Below are 16006 nucleotides of genomic sequence, written 5' to 3' on the forward strand. Positions count from 1 at the left end.
GCCGAGCGGGTGCTACCGGCGGCGAGCGGCCGGGACGAGGGTCGAGGCATGGTCACAGCAATTGCTCCGGCTCCGCGCGCCGCCGATTCCCGCGCGGAAAGGCTCCGGCACCTCGGGCCGAACTGGTACGCCACCGTGATGGGCACGGCGATCACCGCCAACGCGGGCGTCGCGCTCCCCTACCGCACCGGTTTCCTGCCGCGGGTGTGCGAGGGGGTGTGGGTGCTGGCGGCGGCGATGCTCGTCGCGGTGCTCGCCGGACGGGCCGTGCGCTGGGTGCGCCACCCCGACGCGGGCGTACGGGACCTGCTGGACCCGGCGGTGGCGCCGTTCTACGGGTGCCTGTCGATGGCCATGCTGGCGGTGGGCGCGGGCGCGCTGACCGCCGGGCGGCCGGTGGTGGGCGCGCACGGCGGGGTGGTGCTGGACGCGGTGCTGTGGAGCGCGGGGGCGGTGACCGGCGTGGTGGTCGCGGCGGGCGTGCCGTATCTGATGATCACCCGGCACCGGATCGGGCACGACGACGCCACACCCGCGTGGCTGCTGCCGGTGGTGCCGCCGATGGTCGCCGCGGCGCTCGGGCCCGCGCTGCTGCCGCACCTGCCGGCCGGCGCCGGGCAGGCCCGCGAGGCGCTGCTGCTGGGCTGCCTGGCGATGTTCGGGATCAGCCTGCTGTCCACGCTGGTGGCGCTGCCGCTGGTCTGGTCGCGGCTGCTGCGCACCGACTCGCTGCCCATCGCGCTGACGCCCGCGCTGTTCCTGGTGCTCGGCCCGCTGGGCCAGTCGGTCACCGCGACCGGCACGCTGTCCGACGCGGCGCCGGCCGCCCACCTGCCGGCCCCGTACCCGGCGGCGCTGCACGCCTTCACGCTGCTGTACGGGGTGCCGGTGATGGGCTTCGCGCTGCTGTGGCTGGCGCTGGCCGCGGCCCTGACGGTGCGCGCGGTGAGCCGAGGCATGCGCTTCTCGATGGTCTGGTGGGCCTTCACCTTCCCGGTCGGCACCTGCGTGACCGGCGCGGAGGGGCTGGCCCGGCACACCGGGCTGCACGCGCTGTCGGGGCTTTCGGCGGGACTGTACGTGCTGCTGGTCGCCGCCGTGCTGGCGGCGGGGACGGGCACGGTACGCGGTGTGGTGCGCGGCGAGCTGCTGCCGCGTCACGCCGCCGCCTGAGCGGTCCGTCGCAGCGGCCGAGCGGGTTCAGCCGAGCGCCGCGGACAGCACCGCGGGCGCTTCGGCGAGCGAGGGCCCGTACCAGGTCAGGTGCCGCCCGCTGACCAGGGCGGCGGGCCGGCCGGGGAACGCCTCGGGACCGTCGTCGGCGGTGAAGCGGTACGGCTCGTCGGGCAGCACGACCAGGTCGGCGGGGCGCATCGCGGCCAGGTCGACCCGCGGGTAGCGCTCGGCGTGGTCGGCGTAGACGTGGTCGACGCCGAGGCGGGCCAGGAGGTCACCGGCGAAGGTGTCGCGGCCGAGCACCATCCAGGGGCGGCGCCAGACGGGGACGACGGCGGTGCGGCGGCGGGCCGGGGCGGGCAGGGCGGCCCAGGCGGCCTCGGCCGCGTCCAGCCAAGCCGGCCGGGGCAGGCCGCAGCCGTCCACCAGCACCCGGTGCAGTTCGGTGAACGCCTGCGGCAGCGACCGTACTTCGGTGACCAGCACCGCGAGTCCCGCGGCGCGCAGCGCGGCCAGGTCGGCGGGGCGGTTCTCCTCCTCGTTGGCGATCACCAGGTCGGGGGCGAGGGCGGTGATCGCGGGCACGTCCGGGTTCTTGGTGCCGCCGATCCGGGTGACGGCCAGGTCCGGCGGGTGGCTGCACCAGTTCGTGGCGCCCGCCAGGAGGCCGGGCGCGGTGACCGCGACCGCCTCGGTCAGGGACGGCACCAGGGAGACGACGCGGCGGAGGCGGGAACGGGGGCCGGGGCTCACCGGTCCACCGTACGGCCGGGCTGTCGGTGGGGCGTGCCATGCTGGCGCCGTGACGAACCGGACGCCCGGCGGCCCCCTGATGCTGCTCGACACCGCCAGCCTGTACTTCCGTGCCTATTACGGCGTGCCCGAGTCGGTGCGGGCCCCCGACGGCACCCCGGTCAACGCGGTTCGCGGGCTGCTGGACTTCATCGCCCGGCTGGTCACCGACCACTCCCCCGCCGAACTGGTCGCGTGCATGGACGCCGACTGGCGGCCGGCGTGGCGGGTGGACCTCATCCCGTCGTACAAGACGCACCGGGTGGTCACCGGCACCGAGGGCGCCGAGGACGTGCCGGACACCCTGTCGCCGCAGGTCCCGGTGATCGAGGCGGTGCTGGACGCGATCGGTATCACCCGGATCGGCGTGCCGGGCTACGAGGCGGACGACGTGATCGGCACGCTGTCCGCGGTCGCGCGCACCCCGGTGCTGATCGTCACCGGCGACCGGGACCTGTACCAGTTGGTGGACGACAGCCGCGGGGTGCGGGTGCTGTTCCCGCGCAAGGGCGTCGGCGACCTGGAGGTCGTGGACGAGGAGGCGATCCTCGCCAAGTACCGGGTGCGCGCCGACCAGTACGCGGACTTCGCGGCGCTGCGCGGGGACCCGAGCGACGGGCTGCCGGGCGTGAAGGGCATCGGCGAGAAGACCGCGGCCGAGCTCATCACCCGGTTCGACGATCTGGCGGGGGTGCGCGCCGCCGCCGCGGAGCCGCTGGCCAAGCTGACCCCGGCCCGGCGGCGCGCCGTACTGGATGCGGCGGACTACCTGGACGTCGCGCCCAAGGTGGTCGGGGTGGCGCGGGACGTACCCGTGCCAGCTGCCACGCACCGCCTGCCGAGCGAGCCCGCCGACCCGGCCGCCCTGCTGGCCCTGGCCGACCGCTGGGGCCTGGGCGGCTCACTGAACCGGCTGCTGGAGGCGCTGGCGGCGACGGGCTGACGGCCCGCGGCGGACCACGCGCACCCGCCTCGATCCGATGCGGGAGCGGGGCCGTATCGAGCTGACGGCCCGCCGCGGGACCCACGCGCACATGCCTTGGTCCGATGCGGGAGCGGGGGCCGTATCGAGCTGACGGCCCGCCGCCGGACCATGCGTGCCGGTCGGTCACCACTCCCGGCCGCGCCGCCCGCCCGCGCGCGTCGGGTCCGTACCGCACCCGGCCGTTCCGGGGCCGGTCGGATCAGATGCTTCGTACGCCCCTGCGCAGGCGCAGCGCCGGGGTCCACACCGCGAGGCCGGCCGCCAGGCCCAGGGCGGCGAACAGCCACCAGGTGTGGTGGAAGGCGGTCAGCAGGCCGCCGGCGCCGGGGGTGCCCTGGACGGCGACGAAGAGGCTGATGCCGAGGACCGCGCCGAGCTGGCGGAAGCTGGCGTTGACAGCCGAGCCGACGGCGAACCGGGCGGGCGGCAGCGACTGGACGGCGGCGCCGGACTGCGCGGGCAGCGTCATTCCGACGCCGAGGCCGGTGATCATGGCGGCGGGCAGCCAGTGGGTGAGCCAGTGCGGGTGGCCGCCGGCGCCGAGCGCGAGGCCGCCCTGCCCGACGGCCCACAGCAGGCCGCCGGCGAGCAGTACGGTCCTGGGTCCGATGGTGTGCGCGAGCCGGCTGGCGCGGCGGGCGACGAGCACCACCATCAGCGGGCTGGGCGCGGTCGCGAGCGCCGCGCGCAGCACGGAGTAGTGCCACACCGTCTGCAGGAAGATGATGTTGCTCAGCAGCATGCCGTAGAAGGCGGCGGCGAACACCAATGTGGCCGCGTTGACCAGGCGGAACTGGCGGACCTTGAAGAGCGCGAGGTCCATCACCGGGTGCCGGGCGGTGCGGGTGCGCCACAGGAACAGCGGCAGCAGCGCGACGGCCACCGCGAAGGAAGCCACCACGCGCGGGTCGGACCAGCCCCAGGACGGCCCCTCGATGATGGCCAGGCTCAGCGCGGCGGGCATCGCGGCGACCAGCAGCACACCGAGCGGGTCGGGCAGGCCCGCGGCCTGAGGGTCGCGGCCCTCGCGCAGCAGCCGGCTGCCGGCGGTCACCACGACCGCGCAGATCGGGACGTTGACCAGGAAGATCCAGCGCCAGTCGGCGTACTGCACGAGGATCGCGCCCAGGGTCGGGCCGATCGCGGCGGCTGCCGCGCCCATGGTGCCCCAGGTGCCGATCGCCACCGGGCGGCGCGCGGGCGGGAATTCGGGCAGCACCAGCGCGAGCGAGGTCGGGGTGACCAGGGCGGCGAACGCGGCCTGGAGCGCGCGGGCGGTGATGAGCACCGAGGCGTTCGGGGCCAGCCCGCACAGTGCGCTGGTGACCGCGAAGCCGGCCATGCCGATGAGGAAGATCCGCTTGCGGCCGTACCGGTCGGCCAGCCGCCCGGCCGGTATCAGGACGGCGGCGAACACCAGGCTGTAGGCGTTGAGCACCCAGGCCAGGTGGCCGGTGGTGGTGTGGAAGCTGCGGCTGATGGTCTCGAAGGCGACGTTGACGATCGTGGTGTCGAGGAACACCACGAACACGCCGAGGCTGCTCAGCGCCAGGACGCGCCACGCGCGCCGCGCGGCCGCCCGGTCCTGCTCGGCCGCGGGTCCCGGCGGGGCCTGCGGGGCCGCGGCCTCGGCCGTTCGTACCGGCTGTGCCTGCGGGCCGACCTGCTCGCGGATGGTCATCGGGCCCCTCGAAGAGTGTGTTGTGATTTCCTACTCACTTCGGCGACGCTAGCAGGAGTGAGTAGCGAATACCAACTGACCCGGGACTACGCTGGACCCATGACGAAGGACACGGGCATGGAGGCCGGTGGCGTGGCAGCCGTATCGAGCGGTGCGGGCGGCACGACCGGTACGGGTGCCGGCCCGACGCGGCCCGACGCCATGGTGATGGCCGCGCAGCCGCTGGCCGTACGGCCGTGCTCGATCGCGGCGGCGCTGGAGGTGGTGGGCGAGCGGTGGGCGCTGGTCGCGCTGCGCGAGATGGCGTACGGCGTGCACACCTTCGCCCGCATCGCCGGCTACACCGGGGCCTCGCGGGACATCCTGGCGGACCGGCTGCGCAAGCTGGAGGCCGCGGGGCTGATCGAGCGGCGGCAGTACAGCGAGCACCCGCCGCGGTACGAGTACCACCTGGCGCAGGCCGGCCGTGAGCTGTTCCCGGTGATGCTGGCGCTGCGCGAGTGGGGCGACAAGTGGGCGGTGGACGCCCCCTCGGTGGCCTTCGAGCACACCTGCGGCCACTCGGTCGAGCTCGACCTGCGCTGCGGGCACTGCGCGCAGCCGGTCACCCGGGAGAGCCTCACCCCGGTCCGGCCGGAGCGTGTCCCGGAAGAGGCCTGAGCGGCGGGACACCGCGTCACCCTGGAGTCGTAGGAGCGGGAGGAGTGGTGGTCGTGGCGGGACAGCCGGCCGGGCAGGGGTCGTTCGACGCGCTGACGGCCCGGGAGCGGTCGTATCCGGCGCCGGGGGCCGTTCACGTGCCCGGCTGGCTCTCCCCCGACGACCAGCGGCGGCTCGTGGCGGCGTGCCGGGAGTGGGCGCGCGGGCCCGTGCCGATGCGGCACACCCGGTTGCCGCGGGGCGGGGTCATGTCGGTGCAGACGGTGTGCCTCGGGTGGCACTGGTCGCCCTATCGGTACACACGGACCGCGGACGACGTGAACGGGGCGCGGGTCGCCGCGCTGCCGCAGTGGCTCGCGGAGTGGGGGCGGCGGGCGGTGGCCGAGGCGTACGGGGAGTCGTACGGGGACGCCGCCGCGTACGAGCCGGACACCGCGCTGGTCAACTTCTACGGCGCCGAGGCGAAGATGGGGCTGCACCAGGACAAGGACGAGCGGGCCGACGCGCCGGTGGTCTCGCTGAGCGTCGGGGACACCTGCGTGTTCCGGTTCGGCAACACCGAGAACCGGGGGAAGCCGTACACCGACCTGGAGCTGGTGTCCGGGGATCTGTTCGTCTTCGGCGGGGCGTCGAGGTACGCGTACCACGGCGTGCCGAAGGTGCTGCCCGGGACGGGCGATCCGGCGACCGGGCTGGCGCAGGGGCGGCTCAACGTGACGCTTCGGACGACCGGGATGTGAGGGCGCGGGCCGGTCGCGCGAGGCGCTTCGGGCCGGCGCTAGCCGACGAGGGTCTGGGTGCCGAGGGTGGTGATCAGCGCGAGCCGCTCGGCGTCCTCGGTGCCGGGCTCGGCGGTGTAGACCATGATGCGCAGGTCGCTGCCCGCGACGGTGAGGATGTCGCAGTCGAGGGTGACGGCGCCGGCGTGCGGGTGGTCGATCGTCTTGCGGGCGGCCTCGTGGTGACCGGCGATGCCGGTGTCCCACAGCTCGGCGAACCTGTCGCTTTCGCCGTGCAGCTCGGCGACCAGACGCTTGAGTCGCTGGTCGGCCGGGTAGCGGGCGGTGGCGGTGCGCAGGTCGGCGACCAGTGCGGTCTGCAGGGCGTGCCGTGACTGCGGGGTGTGCCGGACGCGGTCGTTCGGGCCGAGGAAGTTGCGCCACACCGCGTTGCGCTCAAGGCCGCGCCAGGCGGACGGATCGCCCATGAGCGCCGCGTAGGGCGGGTTGGCCACGAGGAGCGTCCAGGCGGCGTCGTAGACGGCGACCGGGGTGCCGGTCAGCCGGTCGAGGACGCGCTGCACGCCGGGCGTGAGGTGGGCGGGCACGCTGTCCGGCTGCGGCGGCTGCAACCCGCCCAGCCGGAAGAGGTGTGCGCGCTCGGTGCCCGACAGCCGCAGGGCCCTGGCGAGGGCTTCGACGACCTGCTGGGACGGGCTGGTGGCGCGGCCCTGTTCGAGGCGGGTGATGTAGTCGACCGAGATCCCGGCCAGCTGGGACAGCTCCTCGCGCCGAAGCCCGGGGGTGCGCCGCCGGCCGCCGAGGGGCAGTCCGGCGCTTTCCGGCGAGGTGCGCTCGCGCCACCTGCGCACTGCCTGCCCGAATTCCGTCGCTGCCATGGTTGCCAGTGTGCCTGCCCCGGGGCCGGCCCTGCCTGGCACCGGTAGTCCCAGGAAGAAGGGACGCTGGCTGCGCGCCCGGCCGTCTTCCAGGCTTGGGGGTGCGATGCCGTACACCGGCCGCCACGGCCGGCCAGGGAAAGGAACGTCAGCAATGAGCAAGCTCGCACTCGTCACCGGAGCCACCTCCGGCATCGGCAGGGCCTTCGCCGAGCGCCTGGCCGCCGACGGCTACGACCTGGTGACCGTGGGCCGGCGCGAGGACCGCCTGGCGGAATTCGCCGCCGCCCACCCGGAGGTCGGGGTCCGGACCGTGGCCGCCGACCTGTCCACGACCGAGGGGATTGAGGCGGTCGCAGCGATCTGCGCGACCGAGCCGCTGACCATGCTGGTCAACAACGCGGGGGTCGCCCACTACATGCCGCTGGCCCAGCTCCCCGCCGACAAGGCCGCGGAACTCGTCAACGTCAAGGTCCTCGCGCCCACCCTGCTCACCCGGGCGGCGGTCGCGGGCATGCAGGAGCGCGGCGAAGGCACGATCGTCAACGTGGCCGGCATGATCGCCTTCAGCGGCCCCGCCCCGCACGCCCAGATGCCGCGCCGCGTCGTCTACGGCGGGAGCCTGGCCTACCTGGTCGCGATGTCCCAGACCCTCGGCGCGGAGCTCGAGGGCACCGGGGTCCGGGTGCAGGTCGTGTGCCCGGGCGTGGTGGCCACCGAGTTCCACGAGCGCCAGGGCCTGGACCTGAGCGGCGTGCCCCGGATGACGGCCGACGACGTCGTCACCGCCAGCCTGCGCGGCCTGGAGCTGGGCGAGACCGTCTGCGCCCCGGGCGTGGAGGACGCCGGCCTGCTGGACGCGGTCTTCACGGCCGACCTCGCCGCCTTCGGGGGGCAGAGCACCGAGCTGGCCACGCGCTACCGGTCCGCCTGAGTCGACGCTGAACCGGCCGTCGACCGGCCGTCGACCGGCCATCGACCGGCACGGTCGTCGGCCCGGGTCATGACGGCTCGGGGGTCTCGGTGGCCAGGGGATCGTCGTCCAGCCAGCCGTGGCGGGCGGCGTGCCAGACGAGTTGGACGCGGTTGTCGACGCCGGCGTCGCGCTGCATGGAGGCGATGTGGCGCTGGACGGTGCGGACGGCGACGCCGAGGGCGCGGGCCATGGCGACGTCGGTGGAGCCGGTGACGAGCATGGCCAGGATGCGCAGGTGCAGGGCGTTGTGGGGTTGGGCGGCGGTGGGGCGGGCGAGCGGGACGGCCGCGGTCCAGACGGCTTCGAAGAGCGTGATCAGGGCCTCCAGGAGACTGCTGGGGCGGATCACCAGGAGCAGCGGGTCCGGGGGGCGGGCGTCGGCGGCAGGGGGGAGGAGGGCGAGGTTGCGGTCGGCGACGACCATGCGGGCGGGGAGGCGTTCGGTGACGCGGATGGACATGGGGGGCTGGTCGGGGCCGGTGTAGGGGACGGCGGCGCCCTGGGCTTCCAGGCCGGCGCGTTCGACGACGACACGGCGGCGGGGGCCGCGGGAGCGCCCCGTGGGGTGGGCGGTGTCCGGGCCGCCGGTGAGGGGGTCGGAGTGGCCGGGGCGGCCGGGGACGGTGCGGCTGAAGACCATGAGTTCCTTGCGGGCGCCGGCGTGGGCCTCGGCGATCCGGGACCGTATCGCGGAGTCGCCCTCGATGACGCGGACGGCCTCCTCCGCGCGCTGGCCCTCGTGGACCCGGCGGTACTCCTGGTCCAGGCGGTCCAGCAGCTCACGGCTGCGCCGCAGTTGCTCCTCGGCGCGGACCACCAGCGGCAGCAGCCCGGACTGCGGCGGCACCGGGTACCAGCGGTCGCCACGGCCGATCCGCACCAGGTCACGGGCGGCCAGCTCGAGACAGGCGGCCCGGGCCCGGTCCGCCGTCACCCCCATCCGCCGGGCCAGTTCGGCCGGGGTGACCCCTCGCGCGGCGACCAGCAGGGGGTACGCCCGGTCCGCGTCGGCACTCAACCCCAGGGCCTCAAACGGACGTTCGGTCATGATCGGGAACTCTAGCCGCAGCCGCGGCGTACCGGTCGGGGTTTCCGCGGTTGTCACAGCAGGCGTCCTCAATAAGTACACCAGGAGTACGGAAGATGTCTCCTGTGATCGGCCCGAAACCGTATCCGTGCGGACAAGCCGGTACGCACGAGCCCGCGCCCGCGGGGTGACCGCCGCAGCGGCGGGACCTCGCGGGCGCGGGCTGAGGGTGCGCGCCGATCCCCTGCCGAGGGCGGGAGCCCTCGGCAGGAAATCAGCGGGAGTTCAGCCGGGGATCGGATCAGTACGAGAACTGCTCCAGCCCCGTGCCCCAGGCGTTGATGACCCACCCGGTGCGGGTGGCCGGGTCCAGGAAGAGCCCCTGGCGGCCGGTGAAGTCGAAGTTGGAGCCGGCGATCGTGGAGTCCACGAGGTTGGCCACCGGGTGGCGGGCCAGCACCTTGCCGGTCGCCGGGTCCAGCACGGTGATCTCGCTCATGGCGTTGTTGTCGGTCTCGACCCCGTTCTCGTAGAGGCTCGCCTCGACGGCGACCTGGTGGGTGTCGTCCAGGGCGGGCCAGACCGGGCCGCGGGTGCCGGTGTCCGCCGTGGCGGCGGTCGTCAGCGTCTTCTGGTCGGCGGTCAGCCAGGTGCTGGTGGGGAAGTTGCCGCCCTCGGGGTTGGGCTGGGCGGCGCCGATGGCACCGTAGAGCTTGTCGCCCTTGCCGTCGGGCAGCAGGGCCGACACGCACAGCGGCATCGAGGCGACCGGGGTGACGGTGCCGGTGCCGAAGTCCGCGCCGACCGCGCCGTAGGGGACGCGGCCGTACAGGCACGGGCCCATGGTGCCGCCGGTGGCGACGAACACCTCGCCGGTGGAGGCGTCCACCGAGACGCTGTTGTAGGAGCGGTACAGGTTGTGCGGGTTGAGCGCCAGCGACGTGCCGACCTGCCCGGTGGTCATGTCGACCGACCAGACCCGGCTCAGTCCGCTGTCGGGCTCGTAGGTGGTGACCAGGCCGCGGTGGCGGGCCGCGTCCACCGTGCCGCCCTCCAGGTAGGCGCTGTCGGTGAGCAGGTCGGACAGCTGGGTGACCTTCACCGGGGTGCCGGTGGCGGGGTCCTCCACGTCGATCTCGGCCTGCGAGCCGGCGAACGGTGTGTGGATGATCAGGGCATGGCCGCTGGCCGGGTCGGTGCCGAGCACTTCCTGCATCAACTGCCCGTCGGTGGACTCGGCGAAGGAGCTGCCCGCGGTGCCGGTGGCCAGGTCGTAGCCGGTGGTGGCCGAGCGGTCCAGGTGGTAGAGCTCGGTGCCGCCGGTGTACGTGAACGCGTCGGTGGAGATCAGCGCCTTGCTGCCGGAGACGGTGAAGCTCTCCACGGTGCCCGTGACCTGGTCGCCGTCGCGGTACTGCAGGAAGGACGTCGGGGAGGCCTGGCCGATCGGCGAGCCGTGCCGGGTGGCGAGCACCCGTACCGGGTACTGGAGCCCGGTGGGCAGCTTGAGGGCCGCCAGGTCCAGGGTGGTGGTGCCCTTCACCGAAGGCAGTTTCACGGTGAGCGTGGACGGGTGGTTGAAGCCGTCGTCGTCGCGTCGGCTGCCGTTCTGGTTGGTGACGGTGTTCACCGAGCCGTAGAGCGTGGGCCCGGGCGACATCACCTCGAACTCGGCGCCGTCCGCGCCGGATACGGCACTGGCGTCCCAGCTCACGGTCGCCTTGGGGGCGCTGCGGGCGGTGTCGGCGGCGTGCGCCAGGGTGTAGCCGCCGGTGCTCAGCAGCGGTGCGGCCGGGCGTTCGTCGGCGGCAGGGCCGATCCGCAGGGCGCGGAAGTCGCCGTAGATCGGCAGGCCGTAGTAGTCGGCCTGCTGGATGCCGACGCCATAGAGTCCGGCGCCGCCCGCGGTGAAGGCGGATGCGGGGATCGTCACGGTGCCCTTGTCCGCGGTGAGCGGGGTGGACCACTGGACGTTGAAGTCGTCCACGGCCGCGCTCGGCGTGTAGTGGCCGACGGAGGAGAGCACCAGGCTGGGGTTGTTCAGGCCGCGTACGCCGGTGAGGTCGTAGGAGACCGTGACGGGCCGGCCGAGCGGGGTGGCGCCGGGGGCGGCGGGGGCGAGCGCCTGGGCGTAGGTGGCGTCGTCGGCGAGGAAGGTCAGGTCCTGCGAGAGCTGACCGACGACCTTGCCACCGCGGAGCGCCTGGAAGGTGACGGGCACGGTGCGGGTGGTGTCGGAGGCGAGCGGGAGCCCTGCGGCGCCGAGGATCTGCGCCGGGGTGAGGCGCACGCTGGGCTGCGCGGAGGTGAACACGCCCTTGGCGCCGGCCTGTACCCGGTAGGTCAGGCCGCCGCGGTCGCCGGTCATGTCCAGGCCGAGGGTGATCGGCGAGACGGCGTTCTGGCCGGAGGGCGTGCCGTTGCCGTCGGCGGGACCGGACAGGTCGATGGCCGCCGGGTCGGTGGACTCGGTGAACGCGGTGCCGGAGGTGGTGGGCAGCAGCTGCCGCTGGGCCACCGAGAGCCGTACGGGCCGGGTCGCGATGCTGTAGCGCTTGGCGAGGACCTTCTCCACGGCGGCGGTGACGTCCAGCTGGGTGCCCATGGTGAGCGGCTGGTCGGCCTGCGGGGGCTGGGTGATCGGGCTGCCGGTGGACACGAGCAGGTCGCGGACCTGGCGCGGGGTCAGGCTCTGGTGGGTGGCCTTGGCCGCTTGGAGCACGTCGGCGACGGCGGCCGCGATCTCGGGGGCGGAGGCGGAGGTGCCGCCGTTGAGCACGACCTCGACGTCCTGCGCCTTGCAGGGGCTGGAGGTGCACACGTGCATCAGGGACGGCAGGTCGTCGCCGGGGGCGGCGAGGTCGACGCGGGTGCCGAAGCCGGAGGAGTAGGCGGCCGAGCCGTTGTAGCGGGTCGTCGGGTAGACGCCCTGCGCGGTGTCGGCGGAGGTCAGCGTGTCGTCGGTGGTGGTGGCGCCGGCCGCGATGACCCCGCTGTCGACCACCTGCGAGGGCGTGGTGGTGGGCTCGACGTCGTCGATGCCGGTCTGGGCGCCGGGCTTGGTGGTGGTGTCGGTCGGGGTGCTGCCGCCGTCCGGGCCGACGGAGACGGGCAGGGCCAGCCGGGTGCCGTCGTTGGAGGAGACGACCACGGCGATGCCGGACTTCACGATGGAGGTGAGGGTGGCCCGGATCGTCGGGTCGTCCTCCAGGTAGCGGCCGGGGAAGCCGATCTGCTCGTCGGTGCCGAAGCCGAGGCTGGCGGTGATGACGCTCGGGCGGGGCTGCTGGTCGGCGGCCGCCTTCAGCGCCGCGGCGATGCCCGCGTAGCTGGCCTCCTGCGGCACCACCAGGCGGTACTGGGCGCCGGGGGCGATGCCGAGCAGGTCGGTGGCGCCGCTGCCGGTGGCGCCGGGGCGCTGCTGGTCGTGCGGCAGCGGGGCCATCATCGAGAAGTCCAGGAGGACTTCGCCGAGGTTGGGGTCCTGGCCCTCGACCGAGCCGAGCGGGTCCAGCTTGCCGTTGTTGTCGGCGGTGTAGGTGGGGATGAGCGGCATGGACGGCTCGTCGAGGTAGCGCTGGCCGTTCTCGACGACGGTGGTCGGGCCGTACACGCGCACGTAGTCGTCGCCGTTGTCGGCCATCGACCGGTCGGTGAGGTCGCCGATGGAGACGTTGGTGACGATCTGGCCGGCGCCGGGCAGGGCGTGCAGGTAGGTGGCCGCGTCGGCGAAGGCACCGGCGGCGTCCACGCCCTGGGCGTTGAGGTAGGACTGGAAGGACGTGCTCAGGCCGTCGTTGGCGGGCAGGCCGGCGGCGGTCGCGGCGGGCTGCGGGGCCGTCCGGGCGTTCTGCCGCAGGGCGGCCTTGGCGGCGTTCGGCAGCTTCACCGCGCCGGTGTTCATCGGCTGGACCGGGGCCTGCTGGGCGGCGGCGCCCTGCTTCGTGCCGAGGGTGTACGAGGCCGCGCGGGTGGCGTCGGCCCGGGCGGTGATCGCCGCGGTGGAAGGCGCCAGGGTGGCGCCGAGGCCGGTACGGCCGGCCGAGCGGGGCACCGGGAAGGCGCGGGTGCGGCCCTGCGGGTCGGTGAGGGTGCCGGTGCCGTCGTCCGACCAGGCGACCTTGGAGCCGTCGGCAAGGGTGAGGCTGTGGGTGGCCGGCGCCGCGGGGGCGGGCGACGGGGTGTCGCCGGCGGGCGCGGCCATGGCTGGGCCGGCCGCCACGAGGGGGACCAGCAGCGCCAGCGCGGCGGCGGCCCGTCTGACATGTCGGTGCATCAACGTGCTCCTTGCGCGTGAGGACTTCGGGGGCGGCGCGTGTGCGGGTCCGTCTGCGTGGGGGGAGCTCGTGCCGGTCCTTGCCGCCGCGAACACCGGGGAAAGCGGGGTGGGCGTGCCGGTGACCGGTGTGTGCGGCGCAAGGATGCTGATCACCTTGCGGCGGGGGCGCCCCCGGGGACAAGGGAATGCCGTTGCGGCTGAGCGCAGTTGCGCTTTCGCGCGACGTGGGGTGCACCACCGGCGCACGTCGGCACTCGCCGCCGGGCGGGAGTTGGCACCGTAGTGCCCGGATTCGGGCGATGTGCCGCCCGGGCGCAATGGCCGTGGGAACGCTCCCCCGCCCGGCGGACGTGCGGGGCGGCGGGGATACGATCACGGCACTCCCACCGGTGAACGACAGCAGGGGGGCCGCCCGATGGCCGCAGAGCCGCAGATCTCGCAGGTCCCGTCGGCGCCCTGGGGCGGGCTCGGCCTTCCGCCGCTGGCCGGGCGGATCCTGGAGTACCTGGTCGGGCACCCGGAGACGGCGCCCGCCCAGGCCGCGGCCGCCGTCGGCACCTCGACGGCCGCCGCCGCGCGGGCCCTTCGGCTGCTGGAGTCCGAACTGCTCGCGGTACGCGTCAGCGGCCGCGGGGCGCGCTGGAGCGCCAGCCCGCCGCGCCCGGCGCTGGGCACCCTGCTGGCCCGGCGCCGCGAGGAACTGGCGAGTCTGGAGACCCACGCCGAGCGGCTGCACGAGGTGCACATCTCGGTGACCAACCACCGTTTCGCGTCCGACCAGTTCGAGATCCTCGACACCGAGGAGCGGGTCACCGCGCGCTACGCCCACCTGCTGCGGGCGGCCCGGCACGAGGTGCTGCACCTGGTGATGCCGCCGTACGTCGCGGCGGTCGACGGGGTGCCCGACCGGCTGGCCGTGCAGGCGGCGGCGATCCGCGCGGGGGTGCGCTTCCGGTCGGTCTACGACAGCGACACCCTCACCGACGAGGTGTCGCTGGATACCGCGCGGCGCGGCGTCGAGATCGGCGGCGACGTACGGCTGTCCAGCGGGCTGCCGATGAAGCTGGTGCTCTTCGACGGCACCACCGCGATCATGCCGCTGCGGCGGGACGACGCGGCGGCCGGCTCGCTGCTGGTGCACTCCCCCACGCTGCTGCACGTGCTGGGGGCGCTGTTCGAGAGCCTGTGGGAGCACGGGGTGCCCTGGGGGCAGGAGGCCCGCCCGGTGCCGCCGGCGCCCGCGGCGGACACGCCGAACCCGCGGGCCCGCGAGGTGCTGCGGCTGCTCTCGCTCGGCATGAAGCAGGAGACGATCGCCCGCACGCTCGGGGTGAGCCGGCGCACCGTGCAGAAGGACGTCAGCGACATCGGCGCGGCGCTCGGCGCGCGCAACCACTTCCAGATCGCGCTGCTCGCGCAGGAGCGGGGCTGGCTGACCCCGGGCCGCTGACCGTCCCTGCGGCTGGCAGCGGGGAGACGGCACTCCACTGGACCACGGCCACAGCCCGTCCCCGGTCCGGGAAGCCGCGGGTCCTCCCCCGCCGCGAGGAGCCGGACCAGCGAGCCGGGGGGGTCGGCACGTCCACCGGCCGGGAGACGGCCCCACCACCGGGCGACAGCCCGTCCCGGTGCGGGAAGCCGCGGGTCCTCCTCAACGCGGGGAGCCGGACCAGCGGGCCGGGCAGGCGGTCGGCCACGGCATGTTCACCAGGAGCCCGCTCGGTGCGGAGGGTGTACTCCGCGCGGCCGGCGACTACCGAAGCGCCGCCAGTTCCGGTTCGCCGCTGTCCGTACCGTCGGCCGGCCCGCCTGCCGGGACGGCCGTGCGAACGGGGGCCGCCTCGCGCAGCGCGTCGAGCACCGGGCGGATCAGGGGGTGGTCCTCGGCACCGCGGCGGACGGCGGCGAAGACGCGGCGGGTGGGGGCGACGCCGTCGACGGGGCGGACGACGACGCCGGTCAGGTCGACGCCGGCCAGGGCCGACCGCGGCACCAGGGCCACGCCGGCGCCTGCCGAGGCGAGCGCCACGACGGCCCGGAAGTCGTCCGAGGAATGCTCCAGGCGCGGCTGGAACCCGGCGTATTCGCAGGCCAGAACGACGACGTCGTGACAGGGATTGCCGGGGTACGGGCCGATCCACTCGTCGTCGGCGAGTCCCGCCAGGGCCACCCGGTCCGCGCCGGCGAGCTCGTGCGCGACCGGCAGCACCGCGTCGAAGGGTTCCGCGTACAGCGAGACGTGGGTCAGGCGCGGGTCGCCGACACCCGGGGCGCCGCGGTATTCGACGGCGACCGCCACGTCGACCTGCCGGCCCAGCACCATCGGCAGGCTCGCGTCGCCCTCGGCGTCGCGGATCTTCAGGCGGATGCCGGGTGCGGCCGTGGCCAGGCGGGCGAGGGCGGGGGCGACGACCAGGCCGATGCCGGTGGCGAAGGACGCGACGGTGACCGTGCCCGCCTCGCCCGTGCCGTAGGCGGCCAGCTCCGCCTCGGCGCGTTCGAGCTGGGCCAGCACCGCGTGCGTGTGGTCGAGCAGGATCTCGCCGGCCGCCGTGAGCCGCACCCCGCGCGCGCCGCGCTCGACCAGCCGGTGGCCGGTCTCCTGTTCCAGCGCGGTGAGCTGCTGGGACACCGCGGAGGGGGTGAGGTAGAGCGCGGCGGCGGCAGCGGTCACCGTACGGTGGTCGGCCACCGCACGAAGGATATGCAGCCGCCGCGCGTCGATCATGTGAACGATTCTCCCAGACGTGTCCGGCGGTCCCGTCACCCGGTCCGGTCGCCCGGCTCCGTCACCCGGCCGGGCGCCGGTCCC

11 protein-coding genes and 1 pseudogene are annotated in these 16006 nt (G+C 74.7%); 6 read left to right on the top strand and 6 right to left on the bottom strand.

All coding sequences use genetic code 11. The annotated features are described in order from the left end of the window. Positions 1 to 48: 48 nt before the first annotated feature. Positions 49 to 1173 (top strand): TDT family transporter, encoded by a 1125-nt coding sequence (locus tag ITX44_RS33410; RefSeq protein WP_205362309.1) that lies wholly within the window; start codon positions 49 to 51, stop codon positions 1171 to 1173. Between the two features lie 27 nt (positions 1174 to 1200). On the opposite strand, the gene ITX44_RS33415 is transcribed toward ITX44_RS33410, so the two are convergent. Continuing rightward, positions 1201 to 1929 carry a helical backbone metal receptor gene (locus ITX44_RS33415; protein ID WP_205362311.1) on the bottom strand — a complete coding sequence of 243 codons (729 nt, stop codon included), beginning with the start codon at positions 1927 to 1929 and terminating at the stop codon, positions 1201 to 1203. Between the two features lie 79 nt (positions 1930 to 2008). Here ITX44_RS33415 and ITX44_RS33420 point away from each other — a divergent pair, with 79 nt between their 5' ends. Continuing rightward, entirely contained in the window at positions 2009 to 2911 is a 903-nt protein-coding gene (locus ITX44_RS33420) for a 5'-3' exonuclease (RefSeq protein ID WP_205362597.1), read from the top strand. Positions 2912 to 3152: 241 nt separating this feature from the next. Here ITX44_RS33420 and ITX44_RS33425 read toward each other — a convergent pair whose 3' ends face one another. Continuing rightward, positions 3153 to 4634, bottom strand: coding sequence for an MFS transporter (locus ITX44_RS33425; RefSeq protein WP_205362313.1), 1482 nt, complete (start codon positions 4632 to 4634; stop codon positions 3153 to 3155). Between the two features lie 99 nt (positions 4635 to 4733). Here ITX44_RS33425 and ITX44_RS33430 point away from each other — a divergent pair, with 99 nt between their 5' ends. Both ITX44_RS33430 and ITX44_RS33435 read left to right on the top strand, forming a co-directional pair. Then, positions 4734 to 5294 (top strand): winged helix-turn-helix transcriptional regulator, encoded by a 561-nt coding sequence (locus ITX44_RS33430; RefSeq protein WP_236062167.1) that lies wholly within the window; start codon positions 4734 to 4736, stop codon positions 5292 to 5294. Positions 5295 to 5347: 53 nt separating this feature from the next. Beyond that, positions 5348 to 6034 (top strand): alpha-ketoglutarate-dependent dioxygenase AlkB family protein, encoded by a 687-nt coding sequence (locus ITX44_RS33435; protein WP_372441068.1) that lies wholly within the window; start codon positions 5348 to 5350, stop codon positions 6032 to 6034. Between the two features lie 38 nt (positions 6035 to 6072). Here the strand turns inward: ITX44_RS33435 and ITX44_RS33440 are convergent, their stop codons facing one another. Then, a complete protein-coding gene (locus tag ITX44_RS33440) occupies positions 6073 to 6912 on the bottom strand; it encodes a helix-turn-helix transcriptional regulator (protein ID WP_205362315.1) in 840 nt (279 codons plus the stop codon). A gap of 154 nt (positions 6913 to 7066) precedes the next feature. Between ITX44_RS33440 and ITX44_RS33445 the strand changes: the two genes are divergently transcribed. Next, positions 7067 to 7846, top strand: coding sequence for an SDR family NAD(P)-dependent oxidoreductase (locus ITX44_RS33445; RefSeq protein WP_205362325.1), 780 nt, complete (start codon positions 7067 to 7069; stop codon positions 7844 to 7846). A gap of 67 nt (positions 7847 to 7913) precedes the next feature. Here ITX44_RS33445 and ITX44_RS42425 read toward each other — a convergent pair whose 3' ends face one another. Both ITX44_RS42425 and ITX44_RS33455 read right to left on the bottom strand, forming a co-directional pair. Further along, on the bottom strand, positions 7914 to 8936 hold the full coding sequence (locus ITX44_RS42425) for a helix-turn-helix transcriptional regulator (protein WP_205362328.1): 1023 nt from the start codon (positions 8934 to 8936) through the stop codon (positions 7914 to 7916). A gap of 280 nt (positions 8937 to 9216) precedes the next feature. After that, complete coding sequence (locus ITX44_RS33455) at positions 9217 to 13191, bottom strand: S8 family serine peptidase (protein WP_205362329.1); 3975 nt, start codon at positions 13189 to 13191, stop codon at positions 9217 to 9219. A 418-nt stretch (positions 13192 to 13609) separates the two neighbouring features. Here ITX44_RS33455 and ITX44_RS33460 point away from each other — a divergent pair, with 418 nt between their 5' ends. Then, on the top strand, positions 13610 to 14644 hold the full coding sequence (locus ITX44_RS33460; RefSeq protein ID WP_205362331.1) for a LuxR C-terminal-related transcriptional regulator: 1035 nt from the start codon (positions 13610 to 13612) through the stop codon (positions 14642 to 14644). 384 nt (positions 14645 to 15028) lie between these two features. Here the strand turns inward: ITX44_RS33460 and ITX44_RS33465 are convergent. Then, positions 15029 to 15922: pseudogene (locus tag ITX44_RS33465) on the bottom strand (LysR family transcriptional regulator); the annotation flags it as partial. Between the last annotated feature and the right edge of the window lie 84 nt (positions 15923 to 16006).

The sequence above is a fragment of the Actinacidiphila acididurans genome (genome assembly GCF_016918855.1).
Classification (GTDB): Bacteria; Actinomycetota; Actinomycetes; order Streptomycetales; family Streptomycetaceae; genus Actinacidiphila; species Actinacidiphila acididurans.